General features: G+C 38.3%; 14 protein-coding genes. 7 read left to right on the forward strand and 7 right to left on the reverse strand.

Features of this window, described 5'->3' with window-relative positions; all coding sequences use genetic code 11:
* The first annotated feature begins 9 nt into the window (after positions 1-9).
* From QUE35_RS10095 to QUE35_RS10115, 5 genes are all read left to right on the forward strand, one after another.
* Positions 10-3,252, forward strand: a complete 3,243-nt coding sequence (locus QUE35_RS10095) for a SusC/RagA family TonB-linked outer membrane protein (protein WP_009319621.1) — start codon at positions 10-12, stop codon at positions 3,250-3,252.
* Positions 3,253-3,286: 34 nt separating this feature from the next.
* Positions 3,287-5,134: a RagB/SusD family nutrient uptake outer membrane protein gene (locus QUE35_RS10100; RefSeq protein ID WP_022390359.1), complete on the forward strand. Its 1,848-nt coding sequence runs from the start codon at positions 3,287-3,289 to the stop codon at positions 5,132-5,134.
* Positions 5,135-5,157: 23 nt separating this feature from the next.
* Positions 5,158-6,756, forward strand: a complete 1,599-nt coding sequence (locus QUE35_RS10105; RefSeq protein ID WP_009319623.1) for a DUF5123 domain-containing protein — start codon at positions 5,158-5,160, stop codon at positions 6,754-6,756.
* 272 nt (positions 6,757-7,028) lie between these two features.
* Entirely contained in the window at positions 7,029-8,219 is a 1,191-nt protein-coding gene (gene purT, locus QUE35_RS10110; RefSeq protein WP_022601179.1) for a formate-dependent phosphoribosylglycinamide formyltransferase, read from the forward strand.
* Positions 8,219-8,812: an acyl carrier protein phosphodiesterase gene (locus tag QUE35_RS10115; RefSeq protein WP_009319625.1), complete on the forward strand. Its 594-nt coding sequence runs from the start codon at positions 8,219-8,221 to the stop codon at positions 8,810-8,812. The genes purT and QUE35_RS10115 overlap by 1 nt, the downstream gene beginning before the upstream one ends.
* 102 nt (positions 8,813-8,914) lie before the next feature.
* Here QUE35_RS10115 and QUE35_RS10120 read toward each other — a convergent pair whose 3' ends face one another.
* From QUE35_RS10120 to QUE35_RS10130, 3 genes are all read right to left on the reverse strand, one after another.
* Complete coding sequence (locus tag QUE35_RS10120) at positions 8,915-10,033, reverse strand: Mrp/NBP35 family ATP-binding protein (protein ID WP_022601180.1); 1,119 nt, start codon at positions 10,031-10,033, stop codon at positions 8,915-8,917.
* A gap of 12 nt (positions 10,034-10,045) precedes the next feature.
* Positions 10,046-10,804: a tRNA (guanosine(46)-N7)-methyltransferase TrmB gene (gene trmB / locus QUE35_RS10125; protein WP_022601181.1), complete on the reverse strand. Its 759-nt coding sequence runs from the start codon at positions 10,802-10,804 to the stop codon at positions 10,046-10,048.
* Between the two features lie 454 nt (positions 10,805-11,258).
* Positions 11,259-11,939 (reverse strand): LexA family transcriptional regulator, encoded by a 681-nt coding sequence (locus QUE35_RS10130; RefSeq protein ID WP_009319630.1) that lies wholly within the window; start codon positions 11,937-11,939, stop codon positions 11,259-11,261.
* Between the two features lie 233 nt (positions 11,940-12,172).
* Between QUE35_RS10130 and QUE35_RS10135 the strand changes: the two genes are divergently transcribed.
* The gene (locus QUE35_RS10135; protein ID WP_022601183.1) at positions 12,173-12,499 is read left to right on the forward strand and encodes a hypothetical protein; all 327 of its coding nucleotides are present in this window, start codon (positions 12,173-12,175) and stop codon (positions 12,497-12,499) included.
* Between the two features lie 60 nt (positions 12,500-12,559).
* On the opposite strand, the gene gap is transcribed toward QUE35_RS10135, so the two are convergent.
* From gap to QUE35_RS10155, 4 genes are all read right to left on the reverse strand, one after another.
* Entirely contained in the window at positions 12,560-13,564 is a 1,005-nt protein-coding gene (gene gap, locus QUE35_RS10140) for a type I glyceraldehyde-3-phosphate dehydrogenase (protein WP_009319632.1), read from the reverse strand.
* A 652-nt stretch (positions 13,565-14,216) separates the two neighbouring features.
* Positions 14,217-15,035 carry a 3-methyl-2-oxobutanoate hydroxymethyltransferase gene (panB, locus tag QUE35_RS10145; protein WP_009319633.1) on the reverse strand — a complete coding sequence of 273 codons (819 nt, stop codon included), beginning with the start codon at positions 15,033-15,035 and terminating at the stop codon, positions 14,217-14,219.
* 125 nt (positions 15,036-15,160) lie between these two features.
* Positions 15,161-16,813: a hypothetical protein gene (locus QUE35_RS10150; protein ID WP_022601184.1), complete on the reverse strand. Its 1,653-nt coding sequence runs from the start codon at positions 16,811-16,813 to the stop codon at positions 15,161-15,163.
* A gap of 140 nt (positions 16,814-16,953) precedes the next feature.
* Positions 16,954-17,328 (reverse strand): hypothetical protein, encoded by a 375-nt coding sequence (locus QUE35_RS10155; RefSeq protein WP_009319635.1) that lies wholly within the window; start codon positions 17,326-17,328, stop codon positions 16,954-16,956.
* Positions 17,329-17,558: 230 nt separating this feature from the next.
* Between QUE35_RS10155 and QUE35_RS10160 the strand changes: the two genes are divergently transcribed.
* Positions 17,559-18,017 (forward strand): hypothetical protein, encoded by a 459-nt coding sequence (locus QUE35_RS10160; RefSeq protein ID WP_009319636.1) that lies wholly within the window; start codon positions 17,559-17,561, stop codon positions 18,015-18,017.
* Positions 18,018-18,217 lie beyond the last annotated feature (200 nt).

Consider the following 18,217-nt stretch of genomic DNA (forward strand, 5'->3'; position numbering starts at 1 on the left):
CAAGTACTAATGAACGAAAATCTGAAATTGAGAAGTTTGGGTATTCTTCTGTTGATGTGCTTATTCAGCTTTGGTGCGTATGCTCAGGGACGACAAGTTTCCGGTACGGTTACCGATGCGAAGGGTGAGCCTCAAATCGGAGTATCTGTCGGAGTGAAAGGTACTACTCAGGGTACTATGACCGATATCGACGGTAAATTTAAAATTAAAGTTCCTTCGGATAAGTCGGTTCTGCGTTTTACTTATGTGGGTTTTAAGCCTCATGAAGTTACGGTAGGAAAACAATCGACATTTAAAATCGTGCTTCACGAAGAGGCGAAAGATCTTGATGAGGTGGTTGTAATCGGTTATGGTACAGTGCGTAAAGGTGAGTTGACCGGTGCAACGGCTTCTATTAATGAGAAGATGTTAAAGGATATTCCTGTAGCGTCTGCAGCCGAAGCCTTGACCGGACGTTTGTCAGGGGTACAAGTGACGACGACGGAAGGTTCTCCTGATGCGGAAATACAGATACGTGTACGTGGGGGAGGTTCTATAACTCAAGATAATTCTCCTCTTTATATTGTGGATGGTTTCCCGGTAAATAGTATCGGAGATATCTCTCCTTCGGATATAAAGGATATGCGTGTGTTGAAGGATGCTGCGTCTACTGCTATTTATGGGGCACGTGGAGCTAATGGGGTTATTCTTATTACGACAAAAGAGGGTACGGAAGGGAAAATCACCGTTGATTTTAATGCTTATTGGGGAGCTAAGAAGATCACCAAATATTTGGATATGATGAGCCCTTATGATTATGTAATGTGGCAATATGAGTTAGATCCCAGTTCCAAGACAACTCCGGAGACCGGTTTTAATCGTCTTTATGGAGCTTATCAAGATTTGGATATTTATAAATCTAAGCAGGGAACGAATTGGCAGAAAGAGGTTTTCGGCCGTACGGCATTTCAGCAAAATTATAACTTGAATATTAGCGGAGGTTCTAAAGCTACCAAATTCAGTTTAGGATTGAATCATATTGATGAGAATAGTATAATGATAGGCTCTGGATTTCAGAAGAGTAATATCAATTTTAAGTTGAAAACCGAAATCAATAAGCATTTAAGCTTCGATTTCAATACCCGTTTGAACTATCAGATTGTTGATGGCGCAGGAGTTTCTTCGGGGAGCGGTTCGACTACCCGTTTGCGTAATTCGTTGAAGTATGCGCCGGTAAAGGGGATCAGTTCTTTCGGTGTCGATCAGGAGTATGATGACGATGATGATGTTACATCTTCCAGTTTGCTGTATAATCCGGTAGAGTCTACAAATGATGAATACAAGAAACGAAAAAGATTCTCAAATAACTATCAGGCTGCAGTTAATTGGAAAATTATCAAGCCGTTGACTTTTCGGAGTGAATGGGGATATGAATTTAAGCGCGAACATACCGAGCAAGTTTGGGGGCCTTCGACCTCGACTGCTAAAGGAGAAGCCGGTAAACCATCTGCGACTTTTACAAAGGTAGACGGATCTTCATATCGTATCGCTAATACATTGACTTATGATCAGAGAAATTTTGTGAAGGGTCATAATTTGAATATCGTGTTGGGACAAGAGGTTTATGCTCAGGATTCGGAAGAACTGGTAGCTAACTCAAAGTTCTTTCCTCAATCGATGACAACCAGTGAAATATTGGCTATGATGTCGGCGGGAAAGGCTCAGCCTACGGAAACGACGATTGCTTTGCCGAATCGTCTGTCTTCATTCTTCGGACGGATTAACTATTCTGCATTAGATCGTTATTTGGCTACGGTAACTTTCCGTGCCGACGGATCGAGCAAATTTGCAAAGGGTAATCGTTGGGGATTCTTTCCTTCTGCAGCTTTTGCTTGGAGAGTTTCCGGTGAGCCTTTTATGGTTGACTATGACTGGATATCGGATTTGAAAATACGTGTAAGTGTGGGTACTGCCGGAAATAACCGCATCTCGGATGGCCTTTGGAAAAATACTTATAATGGTACGGAGAGTGTGAAGGATTATTATATTAACGGGGAGATCGTTTCTTATTTAGTTCCCGGGAAACAGTTGGCAAATCCGGATCTGAAGTGGGAGACGACATTGACCCGGAATATCGGTGTCGATTATTCGTTTTGGAATTCTCGTGTTTCCGGAGCTCTCGATTTTTATTGGAATACGACACATGATCTGTTGATCGAAGCTCCTATCGCTTCGAGTAGCGGTTATACAACACAATATCAGAATTTCGGACGTACCTCGAATAAAGGGATCGAGTTCAATGTAGATGCCTTGATCGTAAATAAGAAAGATTTTTCTTTGAGTGCATCGTTCAATATCGGCTTTAATAAGAATAGAGTAGAAAAGTTTAAGAACGGAGAATCTAATTATAAAACATATTCTTCTAAGTGGAATGGAAATAGTGCTGCTCCTTTTGATGATTATATTATCCGTGAAGGTGAAGCTGTGGGGCAGATGTACGGGTATATTACCGGAGGTATGTACACTTTTGATGATTTCGATTATATAGGAACGGGGACTTATCCGTATAGATTGAAAGGTGATACTGACGGATCGAAAACAGAAGCGGCTGCTTCTTTGATAGGTGCTAAATATTTTGGTCCTGGATCATTGAAATTGGTAGATAAAGATGGAAATATAGCTACCAGTACGGATGCTAAGACTGTGATCGGAAATGCCAATCCTGATTTGATCGGAGGGTTTAACCTGACAGCTCGTTATAAGGGATTTGACTTGTCGGCATTCTTTAATTTCTCTATTGGTAATGATGTGTATAATGCGAATAAAATAGATAATTCTTGTTATTCCGGATCACGGAAATACAATAATCTTGTAGAAGAGATGAAGAACCGATTTACCTATATCGATCCGGCAACCGGTTATCTGGCATATAATGATCCTGTAAGATTGGCAGAGATCAATAAAAATGCGACGATATGGAGTCCGTATATGACAACTGCCGTTTTACACTCGTGGGCAGTAGAAGACGGATCGTTTTTACGGTTTAATAATCTGACATTGGGTTACACTTTCCCCAAACGTTGGGTTAAGAAACTGGGATTGACTAATCTTCGCATTTACGGAACAGTTTATAATGTTTGCGTGATTACCGGATATAGCGGATTTGATCCGGAAGTAAGTACTCGTAACAGTACGGCCATGACTCCGGGTGTAGATTATTCTGCTTATCCGAAGAGTCGTTCATTCATCGGTGGTGTTAATGTAAGTTTCTGATCGTAGGATGTATAACTCTAAAAATCGATTTAAAATGAAAAAAACAGCATATTTATTATTGTCGGTACTTTGCTTCGGTTTGGTTTCGTGCGAAGATTATTTGGACACGGATTCTGCCTCTTATTTGTCTCCGGATATCGTATACAACTCAATTGCATATACCGATCAGGCAATCTTGGGTATTTATGCTCAATTACCTCAAGATCAGATTTATGGCTCTCGGCTGCAGTTTACCTACGGATCGGGAAGCGATTGTGATACTTATGGAACTTCTAATCCTACGGATACGAAGAATTCCGGTTTGGCAAATTATAACGGGACTTCTGATAATACAGCTATTTCTAAAGAATGGGATGCAATTTATAAGACGATAGAGATGGCGAGTGTCGCTATTGACGGTATCCGAAACAGTGAATTGTTAAAATCCGGAACAGTTGATGAACAAGCTCAAATGAGAGAATATCTCGGGGAGGCTTTGACTTTGCGGGCACTGCTTTATTTTGAAGTGGTTCGGAATTTCGGAGACGTTCCTTTTAAGGATGAGCCGACCAATAGTGATGGGTCGAATATTTATCTGCCGGCAACGGATAGAGATGAAATATATGAACATATTATTGCTGATGCCGAGGAGGCTGCCGGGTATTTGCCTTGGTTGGAATCTTCTGCTAATGTGGAACGTGTGTCAAAGGGTTTTGCTTATGGGTTGGCTGCTCGTATGAGTTTGGCTTGTGCCGGATATTCTATGCGTAATCTTCCGGGCTTCCCTTTGAAAACTCCTGATTTTTCTGTACAGAAGTCTTATTATGAGAGAGCATTGAAAAATTGCAATGCGATTATTAAAGATCCGAATAATCCTCATGGTCTGGAAGACACTTTTGCGAAAGTGTTTGATAACCAGACTCAGCAGAAATATGGAGAGAAGAGTGAAGATTTGTTTGAAGTCGGTCTTGGTCTCGGACTTAGTGGTGAGGTAGGATATACTTCCGGTGTTCGTTTTTATCAAAGTGCGATTTATGGGCGTAATAATTCGGTGCAAGTTGTGACCAATGCTTATTATTTGTATAGTTTTGATCGGGATGATATGCGTCGTGATGTAACTATCGCTCCGTATAATTATAATAAATCGGGAACGGAAAAAGAGGAGATGTTTAGTAATCTGTATGAATTTACGTTTGCAAAGTGGGATGTGCGTAATTTGAAAGCTTATATTACACAGAATAAAGAGGCCACGAATAAATTGATGACGGGTATCAATTGGTGTATTATGCGCTATTCGGATGTGTTGTTAATGGCTGCGGAAGCAAATGTATGGCTTGCGGAGAATGGCGGTGATGGAAACCTTGGTGAAGCCCGTGCTTATGTGAAAGAGGTGCGGAGACGTAATTTCTCTGATGCTTTGCAGGCTACGAAAGTAGATGCTTATGTCGATAATGCTTCTGATTTGATGCAGGTGATCAAGGATGAACGTATGTTTGAATTCGGAGGAGAGGCGATTCGTAAATTCGATTTGATACGTTGGGGAGAATTGAGTCAGAAAGTTGCAGAGTATCGTACGACTTTAAAACAAATGTATGCAGGAGAATATGAGATAACTCTGCCGGAACTTGTTTACTTTAAGTATAATTCCGACGGATCTACTATCGATAAATCGTCTGTCGATTATTTTGGTGAAAACGGTGTTCCTGAAGGTGTAGAAGGAAAAGATTGGGATAGCGTGAATTGGTTTAAGAAAAAGGATACGGATATCGCTAAAGCCAGTGATAAGATCGATGCTATTTTGGGCGGATTGGATAAAGTTTATTATTGTCGCCATCTGTTCCCGATCCACGAATCGACTATCAGCTCATCTCAAGGCAAACTGTCTAACAGTTACGGATTTTAATTAACCATTAATACTACGTGAAAATGAAGAATATAAAATATATAATTTTGTCTTCGGTCATCGTACTGGCAACGGGGCTTGTTTCTTGTCTCGATTCGGAGTTCGATGTGGATGAAAGCTATAATCGGTTGTTTTCTCCGGTCTCTTTTGAGACGACGAATGAAACTTCGACGACTGTCGATTTTACATGGAAAAATATTCCGGCAGCCAGCTATTATCTTATAGAGCTGAGTCTTACGGAAGATTTTGCCGAAGTTTATAAAACATACGGAGAGAATCAGGAAATAACAACAAATGCTTATACGGCAACGGGGCTTACTCCGAATACGGATTATTGGGCACGTATCAAGTGTATGTCTACTCAGGGAATACCTGAATCTAAGTATTCTCAGGTGATAACTTTTACTACAAAAAAACTGGTAAACGTGGAATTTTCTACCACGGTAGATGCAACATGGATACGTTTGTCATGGATAGTTCCGGAGGGATCGGTCAATAATGTGACAAAGATTGTTTTAAAAGATGCTGCGGGTGCGATCGTAAAGTCGGTTGAGGATGCTGCGGAGTTAGCTGATAATACTCTTCTTTTTGAAAATCTGACCGCATTGACGACTTATCATTGGGAGGCTTATGACGGGGCGACACTCTTCGATGAAGATGATGTAACAACTTTGCCCGATGTGCTTCCGGGTACCGATATTATAGAAATCGATAACACGACTACTGAGAATATCAATACATTGATAGCGGCAACTACACAAGGGAATATTTTGATCAAAATTGCTGCGGGGACAACTTTGAATGTAGTAACGGAAGATGGCTCTGATACCGGCTTTATCATTCCGGTGGGTAAATCTGTAACGATAAAAGGTATTGTTACTGAAGCGAACCGAACCAATTTGCCGATAATTAAAATGAAAGAATTCAATTTTACTCAAATGCCGTCTCTGACTCTTGAGAATGTTCATATTATCGGTTCTGGGACGCAAGCTTCTTATGTGATAAAAGGTGAGGCAGATCAGACTCAACTCGATAAGATAGAGATCGATAATTGCATTATCGAAAATATGCGTGGAATATTCAGTTTACGCAGTACGTCGCCGTTAGCTCCGGAAGTTACGGTAAATAATACGACAATAAGAGATCTGAAAGATTATGGAGTATTCCAAAGTGAAGCCAGTGCGGGAGGAGGATATAAATCGATTGTCGTAACTAATTCGACGTTCGATGGCATTCAGTATTTATTACGGGCAAAGAATGCTCCTACGGCTTATAATGTTATTTCATTCTCGGATTGTACATTTAATAAGACGGTTTTGGATGGCAAATATTTAGTAGATTTAGCTAATGCCACTCAATCTTTGACTACATTCGAGTTTGTAAATTGTATTTTCGGGTCGGCTTATTCGGGAACTCCTAAAGTGACTAAAGCTCCGACCAAACCGACATTTACGAATTGTTATAAAACAACAGATTTTGCTCCTTCATCGATGGATGGTGTAATCGATTATGAAAAGTCGGCGGCAGATTTGTTTACTGATCCTTCTTCCGGAAATTTCTTGATTAAGGATGCATCCTTTATTGGAAAGGATAGTGCCGGTGATCCTATTTGGAGACCATAATACGCTTTAAATACTTGGATGAGAGAAGGGGTGTCCGGATATTACGGATGCCTCTTTTCGTTTTTATTCTATTCTAAATTTTCCGATAAGGAAATATTATCAGGTTATTTTCGAATTTTTTACTTGTCGGATAACCTGCTATCCTCCTCGTAAAAACGAAAGAAATTCTCAAACCGATCCCCGAGTAAAACTTTGACAAGCTCTTAATTTTCAAAACTTATTTTTATATTAATTTTTTGATGTACCTTTGAGGACACACAAAACAGACGAATATGACAAAAATAGGAACAACCTTATCTGAAGTCGGTAAAAAAGCTCTTCTATGCGGTTCAGGAGAGTTAGGTAAAGAAGTTGCAATCGAATTGCAACGGTACGGAGTAGAAGTCGTAGCTCTGGATAAATATCCTAATGCTCCGGCTATGCAAGTAGCTCATCGTTCATATGTCCTTTCGATGTTGGACGGGGTACGTTTACGGGAAATTATAGAGGTGGAGAAGCCTGATTATATTATTCCGGAAGTAGAAGCGATCGCTACTTCTACTTTGGTGGAACTTGAAAAAGAAGGGTTTCATGTTACTCCTACGGCGAATGCCGCTTATCTGACGATGAATCGGGAGGGGATTCGCCGATTGGCAGCCGAGACTTTAGGTATAAAGACTTCGACATATAAATTTGCTTCGACTCGGGAAGAGTTTAATGAGGCGGTTAAAACAATCGGAGTCCCGTGTATGGTGAAGCCTATTATGAGTTCTTCAGGACACGGACAGAGCCTTGTGCGTTCGATGGCAGATATGGATAAAGCGTGGCAGTATGCACAGGAAGGCGGCCGGGCGGGAGCTGGTCGTGTAATTGTCGAGGGATTTGTGGATTTCGATTACGAGATTACGTTATTGACCGTGCGGCATATAGGAGGGACGGCCTTTCTTAAACCGATCGGACATCATCAGGTCGACGGTGATTATCGGGAGTCTTGGCAACCGCAAGCTATGAGTGCAGAAGCGTTGAAACGGGCAGAAGAGATTGCCGGGAAAATAACGAACGCATTAGGCGGCTGGGGAATTTTCGGTGTGGAATTGTTTGTGAAAGGGGATGATGTGATTTTCAGTGAAGTTTCCCCGCGCCCTCATGATACGGGTATGGTAACAATGATTTCTCAAGATTTGTCGGAGTTTGCTTTGCATGCCCGTGCTGTTTTGGGCTTACCTGTTCCGGGAGTACGTTTTTATCGTCCTTCGGCTTCGAAAGCTATTGTTGTAGAAGGAGATACGGATAAGGTAGAATTTGATAATCTGGAAGAAGTGTTGTCCGAACCGGATGTTCAATTGCGTATTTTCGGTAAAGCGGAAGTGAAAGGACACCGTCGGTTGGGCGTGATTCTTGCCAGTGCCGATACAGTGGAGGAGGCGCTGGCTAAAGCGGAACGGGCTTATAAGAAACTAAAAATAAATGTTCTTCCCAGATAATGAATTATCTGGCACATATTTATCTTTCGGGCAGTTCTCCGCAAATTAGAGTAGGCGGCTTTATCGCAGATGCTGTTAAAGGAGGTATTCCGGAACATTATCCGTATAAGTTGAGATCAGGAATTCGTTTGCATCGTTTGATAGATAATTATACCGACCATCATCCGCTTGTACGGGAGATGGTCGCTCTTTTAAATCGGGAGTTCGGACGGTATGGCGGTATTCTTCCCGATCTTTTTTTCGATCATTATTTAGCAAGAGATTTTGAAAATTATTCCTCAGTTTCCTTGTCCTCTTTTTCCCGAAAATTTTATTTTGATTTAGTTTTGAATTATTCTTATTTGCCTGTTCGTATCCGTCGTTTTATGTGGCATTTTATATTTACTAATCGATTGTGCTGTTATCGTACCGTAGAAGGATTGATGGAGTCTGTCGGAATTATGGTAGAGTATCGGGGTGTGCCTTTCGATATAAATAAATTGCAACGATATTTTGTCGATAACTATGATTATTTTCAAGATTGTTTTTATTCTTTTTTTCCGGATGTGACGAATTATGCAGAGAGTATGAGACCGGAGGAGTGTAGTCGGTGAAGATTTAGACAGGCTTTTAGAAGTATAAAAATGAATTTCACCCTTTCTGTCTGTAAATCAGGAAAGGGTGAAATCTATTGTTATATAATATAAAACAGTCTCTTACGGTTTTACAGTTTTATGGGTCTCTACGATTTGAGTCGGTTTTTGTGTCTTGTTTCGAATATCGGTAGCTTCTACGACAGAACGAGCTAAATCGGCAAAAGCCATACCGGTAATCGAGTCGGGATCGAGAGCTACGGGTTTGCCGCTGTCTCCCCCCTCGCATATACTTTGTACGATCGGTATTTGTCCCAGTAGTGCGATATTTAGTTCTTCGGACAAACGTTTTCCTCCTTCTTTCCCGAAAAGATAATATTTGTTTTCCGGGAGTTCTGCCGGAGTAAACCATGCCATGTTTTCGACAAGTCCGAGTACTGGGACATTAACTTTCTCGTTTGTAAACATATCGATTCCTTTACGGGCATCGGCAAGTGCAACTTCTTGTGGTGTTGTTACTACGATTGCTCCGGTAATGGCAAGGGTTTGTACAATAGTCAGATGTATGTCGCTTGTACCAGGGGGTAAATCGAGAATAAAATAATCGAGTTCTCCCCAGTCGGCATCTGCAATTAATTGTTTGAGAGCATTGCTTGCCATTCCGCCTCGCCATACGATTGCGCTATCCTTATCTACAAAAAAACCGATAGATAGTATTTTTATGCCGTATTTTTCAACCGGGAGAATCAAATCTCTACCACCTATTTGTTCTACGTATGGGCGTGCATCTTCTACATCGAACATTTTGGGAACGGATGGGCCGAATATATCGGCATCCAATAATCCGACTTTGTAGCCTTGTTGTGCTAAAGCTACGGCAAGGTTAGCCGCTACGGTCGATTTCCCTACACCTCCTTTACCTGATGATACGGCAATGACGTTCTTGACTTGTGGCAATAGCTTCCCCGGTTCGGGACGTTGGGCTTGTCGGGACTTGATGTTGATGTTTCCTTTTATATCGACATCTTCCCCGACATATGTGAGGATTGCTGTTTCTGCAGCTTTTACAACTGATTTTATGAATGGATCATTCGGTTTTTCGAAAATAAGAGAAAAGCTCACTTTATTTCCGTCGATGCGGATATCGTCTTCTACCATACCGGCAGATACAAGGTCTTTTCCGTTTCCCGGATAGCGCACTTTACTTAGTGCGTCTGTAATAAGTTTAGGATATAATGCCATAATAATTTGTATTTATATTCCGCTTGAATTTGCACTTCGTTTACTGCGATTAAAACTCCGGTAACTATCGAATTCTATTTCGACTTGGGGTTCGATGAGAACGGGTCTCGGTTCGCAGATAAATTGTATATATTTGATTGATAAACCTCTTTCGAGCCATTGTTGTTCGTAGAAGGTTTTTATTTCGAGTATCTCGTCGGTTATACCTGAATTGTAGAGGTCATCGGTCTGTATATTGACCGGATAATGATTTGCCTTGATCATTTCACAAGTATAAGTGTACATGAAATTGCTGTCGCTTTTCAGGTGAATGATTCCGTTGGGTTTAAGTATTTGCCGGTATAGATCCATAAAACGGGTTGAAGTGAGTCTTTTCCGGACTTTTTTCATTTGGGGATCGGGAAATGTAATCCAGATCTCTGAAATTTCGTTTTCTGCGAAAAATTCTGTAATGAGCTCGATATTTGTCCGGAGAAATGCAACGTTTGCGATACCGTTTTCCAAGGCGTCTTTAGCTCCTGTCCACATACGTGCCCCTTTTATATCGACTCCGATAAAATTTTTTTCAGGATACTTTCGGGCTAATCCTACGGCGTATTCTCCTTTTCCGCATCCCAATTCGAGAACGATAGGATTATTATTTTTGAAAAAATCGGAATTCCATTTTCCTTTCATTTCGAATCCTTTTTCTCGTAATGTGGAGAAAGGGAATTGGAATACGTGGGAGAAAGAATTCATATCATCAAATTTTTGTAGTTTGTTTTTGCCCATAAACCTGTTCTTGATAAATATTAAAAACTTAGCGAAGATACGGATTTTTTGATAAATTATTAGAACGTTGAGTCTTGAAGTATGAATGAATAATCGTAATATATGATATCTACTGAGTTAAGCTGATGCAACAACCTCATTTCAGCAGATATCGATACTTTTTTCTCCTCGTTCGCCTTTTTCTTTCAGATGTTGCCGTAGCCAGCCTGCTGTGGGATAGGTCTGGCTATCTATGTTTGCTACTCTGTCCATATCGGCATGACAGATTTCTTAAAAAAGAAATGGTTGCCTCCCGGCAACCAATCTTTGTTATTAACCTTAAATCTAAATACCATGAAAAACTGATACAAATATAAGCTATAAAAGTTTTTTCTACCAAATTAATCCTTAATTTTCTGCTTTGTTTTAAATTTAATTAGTTAAAACTCGATATTTTATTAACAATTGTAATTTATTACATACGGCTATCGAAACGAATGATGTTCTCGACAATGAATAAATCCCGAATTTCTGATTTGTGAATTTCTATGTCATCGTATTCGGGATTGGCACTTCTGAGGATTACCATATCTCGATCGGTGTGTTTCCGTATATATTTGACCATGCGATAGTCGTCTAGTAATACTACGTAAATTTGTCCCCAAAATATAAGGTTAGGATTTTTGACTTCTCTGATGGCTACCATATCTCCGTTGCAAATGACCGGTTGCATACTGTCTCCACTTACCCGGACGATACTATTTTCGTTATTTATGAACGGAACGTCTATCGACCCGATGAGGTTTTCTGTCGAGAATATGAGACTCCTTCCTATGGGGCCGGCAGTAACATCTATATCATATACTTTAGCTCCTCTTTGCCCATTGGTGTGTATGACATTTGTCGGTAAAGATATTGTTTGGCGGTGTGCAGCCATATAGTATTTTTCTCCTTCACCGGAATTGAGCCACTCTTTGGATATACCCAAACTGACAACAATTTTATTTAATAGGGAATCGCTAATGGGAAGTTTTCCATTTATATGTTTTGAAAAATTGGAGCGGTCTATTTTAATGCGGTCGGCAAATTCGTTTTGAGAAATATTCATTTCTTTGATTAATTCTCGAATGCGGGATATAAGTTCTTCTTGAGGCATAATAATTTTTTTAAGGGTATGATTTTATAATTATAGCATAAATGTATGGTTTTATAACTATAATTTTGTGGTGTCAAAGATAATGATAAGGATTATATATCACTATATGATTCTTGCTTTTATATGGTTTGTAAATGGTTAATTAACAATTAATAACGTGCTTATATCCTTTTCGGTCTTTTGTGTAATTTAGAGGTAATGGGTATGAAATTGGGGTAAAATAATGAGAAGATATGGGCGCAATAGAAAAAGGAGGTGTTGTAATTATGAGAATAGATGCCGTACAATTAGCATTGTTATGTGCGAGCCATTTTATTATTTTTTTTTCTTATGATGATGTGTGTGGAGTACGGTATCGATCTGATTATGATGTAGAGTTTAAGGGCAAGAATTTGTCTTTATGGTGTGAAGTAAAGTTTGATAAAATGAAGAGGAAACTTGTTCAATTCCGTTTTGATGCTGATTTGAGATATGAAGACGGAGAGGTTGAGATTATTGGATCAGTCCGGGATGCTGCTCGAAAAGCAATTTGTTTTATTAATGAATATCTTACTGGATAATTTGGTTATAAAAAAGGGCATCAAATTTGATGCCCTTTTTTATTGTATATCGTGAAATACTTATTTTACAGTATCCATGTGTGCAATTAAATCCAGAACTTTGTTTGAGTAACCGATTTCGTTGTCATACCAAGAAACGATTTTTACGAAAGTCGGGGTTAATTGAATACCTGCATTCTTATCGAAAATAGAAGTGCGAGGATCTCCTAAGAAGTCAGAAGAAACAACTGCGTCTTCAGTATATCCGAGTATACCTTTCAATTCGCCTTCAGAAGCTGCTTTCATTGCTGCGCAAATTTCTTCGTAAGTAGCCGGTTTTGCCAAATTTACAGTTAAGTCTACAACAGAAACATCCAAAGTCGGGACACGCATAGACATACCGGTCAATTTACCATTCAACGAAGGGATAACTTTACCTACGGCTTTTGCTGCACCTGTAGAAGAAGGAATAATGTTACCAGAAGCTGCACGACCACCTCTCCAGTCTTTCATAGAAGGACCGTCAACTGTTTTTTGAGTTGCAGTAGTTGAGTGAACAGTAGTCATCAAACCGTCAAGGATTCCGAATTTGTCGTTAAGAACTTTAGCGATAGGAGCTAAACAGTTTGTTGTACAAGATGCGTTAGATACGATCGGTTGTCCTGCATAAGTGTTGTGGTTAACACCACAAACGAACATAGGAGTATCGTCTTTAGAAGGAGCAGACATAACCACACGTTTAGCACCGGCTTTGATATGAGCTTCAGCTTTTTCTTTAGTCAAGAAAAGTCCTGTTGATTCAACTACGTATTCTGCACCGATAGCATCCCATTTTAAATCTTCGGGATTTCTTTCTGCTGTTACGCGGATAGCTTTTCCGTTTACGATTAATTGGCTTTTTTCAACGTCTGCTTCGATAGTACCGTCGAATTGACCGTGCATTGTATCATATTTTAGCATATATGCTAAATAATCTACTGGGCAAAGGTCGTTGATACCTACAATTTCAATGTCATTTCTTTTTTGAGCTGCACGGAAAACGAAACGTCCGATACGTCCAAAACCGTTAATACCTACTTTAATCATTGTAATAAAACTTTTAAGGGTTTATTATAAAATACAAATTTATTCTCTGTACGTGTCTTGTTTAGAAAACAAAGCACTTCATTTTTATTTGCGTTGCAAAGGTAAGCATTTTATTTATAAACAACGCATTTTCTGCTTAAAAATAAAGAAAAAATTCTTTATTAAAATTTTCAGATTAAAGCTTTTAGCTTATATCCTTCTATTTTGCTTTCTCCGGATTACAAAATGATCTTTTTGACTTGAAGTGTTAACTGATCGTCTTGTTTTGCGTAATAATAGTTAAAAATTAGCATTTTGCTTTTGATGAATTTGGAGAATAAGAAATCTTCGGGTATATTTGTATCAGTTTTTTCATGGTATTAGATTTAAGGTATTAAAGAATTGGTTGTCGGGAGACAACCCTTCTTTTTAAAAATGTAAGCGAAGACTATTTTATATAAAACAATAAGCGCGTTGAGTGGTAATTATTCCTCAACGCGTTTTCTTTTGTCAGAGATATTCGGGGTTTTATTTGGATTGTAATAGGAGCGATTTCCAAGAATTTTCAGTTTTGTAGAGTGATAGAATGGCTGATTTTCTGTGATCTGTAAAGATAAAAAACCGATCGATATAGGATTCAAAAGTCCTATATCGATCGGTTTTAGACAAATTCTTAATATTGTTCTTTTTCGTTGGGGAAATCCCGTGTTTTCACATCATTAATATATGCTTGTACGGCTTCGGTTATTACTGTGTGTAGATCGGCATATCTGCGCAGAAATCTCGGCGAAAAGCCTTTGTTGATTCCCAACATATCGTGCATTACCAAGACTTGTCCGTCTGTGCCATTTCCTGCTCCGATACCGATTGTAGGAATACTTAGCTCGGTAGAGACACGTTCAGCCAATTTTGCGGGAATTTTTTCGAGGACGATAGAGAAGCATCCGATCTCTTCAAGTAGATGTGCATCTTTGATCAGTTTTTGGGCTTCTGCCTCTTCTTTGGCTCGGACGGTGTAAGTGCCGAATTTGTTAATGGATTGGGGAGTTAATCCTAAATGTCCCATAACGGGTATTCCTGCGCTTAATATTCTCTCGATAGATTCTCTTATTTCTTCTCCTCCTTCCATCTTTACACAATCAGCTCCGGTTTCTTTCATGATCCGAATTGCAGATGCGACTGCTTCTTTGGAATTACCTTGATAAGATCCGAAAGGCATATCTACGACAACGAGTGCCCGCTTGACTGCTTTTACTACAGAAACTCCGTGATATATCATCTGATCTAATGTCATCGGTAAGGTGGTTATATTTCCTGCCATAACATTAGATGCGGAGTCTCCTACTAATATAACATCCATGCCGGCTTGGTCTATAAGGCTGGCCATAGAATAATCGTATGCTGTAAGCATAGATATTTTTTCTCCCCGTTGTTTCATTTCAGCTAAGCGACGGGTGGTTACTTTTCGTAAATCTTCAGTATAAGTTGACATGCTGCTCTTTTAATTATTATTTGGCGACAAAGGTAAATCTTATTTTCGGGATTATGAGATCTGATGATAAAGAAATATCCGGTATTCAAAATTTGAATACCGGATATTTCTAAAATTTATTACTTTTATTTATAAGAATAATATTCTATATCACGTTGTATCATCTCTTTTACTTTCCCGTCATTATATTGAGTTCGGGTTGTCCAGTTGCCTTGTGTGTCGTAGGTATATTCATACGTTATTTCGCTTGATTTTCCATTTGTATTTATACTGTCTTTGGATAAATCTCCCTTATCATTATATGTGTAGGTATGTACTGTTTTGAGCCTTCCATTGATATTTGTTTCATTTTGTTTTTTGTTGTTGCTAAAAGTTGCCGTTGTAGTATTCTTGGGCAGATTAGCTTTAAAAATTTTAGTTGAAACAAGGCTGTCGTTTGCGTTATAGGTATATTGTGTTTTTATGCCACCTTTAACTCCTGTTACGAAATCTGTACGCTCTATTAATCGGTTATTTGCATCATATTTGAAAGTACTTTGTGTCGTTTCCCGCTTTTTAGTATTGACGAAAGTGATTTTTTGTAATAATGAGCCTTTATAAATATATTTTTCATTTCCTTTTGCCGTTACAACAGAGCTTAATGTGTTGTCAGGGTGGTAATAGTACTGTTTTCCTTGTGTGCTCGACCCGGAAGTTTGTTCGTGAAGTGTTAGTTGCCCCAATTCGTTGTATGTATTTCTTATATTGCTTGTAGCGGTTTTTCCGTTTGTGTTTTTTGTTTCTACTTTTTCGAAAGTCGTTTTTACATAGCCTTTCAATCCTTCAGCTTCTGTATGAAATTGGGACTTGTTTATCAAGGCCATTTTTTCATTCAACTTTTCTATATATGGAGAATTCGGGTGATCTGCTATAAATTTGTTGTAAGCATATAAGCTCATTCCGTTTATGAAATGGTTATAGTCGATATCTTCAATAATCTTGGTGATTTCATCTTTTTGGGGATGAGTCGGATATCTTTGTAAAAGATTTACGTATGCTTCTTTAGTGTTTTGCTCTGTTGCATATTTGTATGCAAGTTGGTAAATCCGGTTTTGTGCTTCGGGGACAAGTTCCGATTGTGGGTATTGTTGTATAAACGCACTGTAAGCCTCTATTGTATTGTCTAATTTTGAGAATATTATTTTATCGGCGAGACGGGTAATCTCGGGAACTCTCTCAGATTCGGGATAATGAGTTAGAAAATATTTATAGCTATCTATATCTGCTTTTTCTATTGCGTTATTATATGCGATATCCTCTTGTAGCTGTTTGGCTTCTTGAAGATAAAAACATTCGTTGCAGGCTTCGATTGCCCGTGCAAAGGCAGCTTCTGTATTGTTTTTCTTTGCATCGTTGAGAATATTTTCTTCGATCTGTTTTTTAATTATAGCAAAAGATGTTTTGTGTTTGGTCAAAAATTTTTTGACATCTTTATCTTGTTGATGTGTAATTGTGGTGTTGAGTAAAGCATAAGCTCGATATGGATCATAACCTTTATATTCAGGTGTATTGAACAAAACGCAGTCGCAAATATCTACTAAAATCAGGTCGCTTTTACTGTCTGTCGTATATACTTTATTTCGTTTTTCTACTGCTTTGGAGATTTTTTTTTCTTGAAGCAACTCGAATATTTTGTTCGCTTTTTGAGCATGAACCGTAAATGATGTTAGTAAGCATGTCGATATAAATAGACAAGAAAAAATTTTACTGTATGGTCGAAAAGTGATGAGCTGTTTCATAATCTTCAATTATTATAATACGCATTAAATCAAGATTCCTTAATTTTTGTACTTTTTGGTAATTGCAAATATACTATTCTTGTATCATAAGTTGCAAATATCTTGCTCTTTTTTTGAGTTTTAAGCTGTATATATAAATTTTATAGTTCTTGTTGGACGGGACTCTTTTTATTTTGAAATTCGTATATTCCGGTTAAGATTAGTTTTAGTAATTCGCTACTTTGTTCGAAAAAAGCTTTGGCTAAAGTTACATTTATGGCAGAAGCCTGAGATAACATTTGTATAATATGGATAGCTTTGTGTAGTTCTTCTATCGCTGTATTGAGTCTTTTAGGGGTGTTTACGCTGGCATAATCCATACAAATTGCATCGATAAGTCCTCCTGTAGTTATGATGCTATTTGTAAATTGTTGCATGAATATTACCGTAAAAGAAGGGGTATTTGTGTTTTTGATTAAATCTGTCGCTATCTGAGTAACAGATTGACTTTGAAGCATTAATTCTTTGCGATTCATAATTCTGTTTTTTTTTGGTATGGTATATGTACTTTTATTTATAAAATTAAAGAACAAACAGTGTGCAGAATCTTGACATATTTTGTAATTATTCGATTAATATCTTAATTATTAATTGTTTATTGGATTGATGTGAAGGATTTGTTTTTTCTTGTTTTGAAAATGACCTTTTCAAAATGGAAAAGAGATTTTGCTAAAATGGAAAATATTCATAAAGGAATAATTTAAATATGGTACTTGAAAAAGAAGATTGTCGCGTTAGCACAAAATTAATGGCGGTAGAGCCGGATGTTTTTATCCTCAAAGTTAAGTCTGATTATAGTTTGCCATTGTATCAGTTTTCTACTCGTGTATTTCAGGTCTTGGAACAATTTAATGTTGCTGTTGTGCGAACTATTAGTTCTGGAGTTTGCTATACGTTGATTATAAATAAATTATGTCAAAAAGAAGATTTGTGTAATGCGTTGAGTAAGTTTGCAAAGGTTGATTTGTTTACGGGGTGTGCGGCGATTTTTATGAAATGGAAAGATCGTTTGCTCGCTAATGAGTTTGCTATTCAATTAAACTATCATATACCTGTGATGTTGATTTCTTATGATATTGAACTTTGCTCATTTTGTATTTGTGTTGATCGTAAAAATATAAATTTTGTTCAAAAAATTATTCCTTGTTTAAAAGGAGATGTGTGACCGTGCAGATGTTTTCTCGAATTTTGTCGTTATATTTGTCTCTCTAAAGGCTATGTTGTAGGAATAGTCGCCGGTTATATTGTGACGATGGATTTGTGTAGATGATTTTATTTTTGGAATGGAAATTTGAAAAAAGAATAGCTATTTACAGATAAAGATTTCTCCGATTGTAAATAAAATTCGATATGCTATCTTTATCT

This window comes from Coprobacter fastidiosus (genome assembly GCF_030296935.1).
Taxonomy (GTDB): domain Bacteria; phylum Bacteroidota; class Bacteroidia; order Bacteroidales; family Coprobacteraceae; genus Coprobacter; species Coprobacter fastidiosus.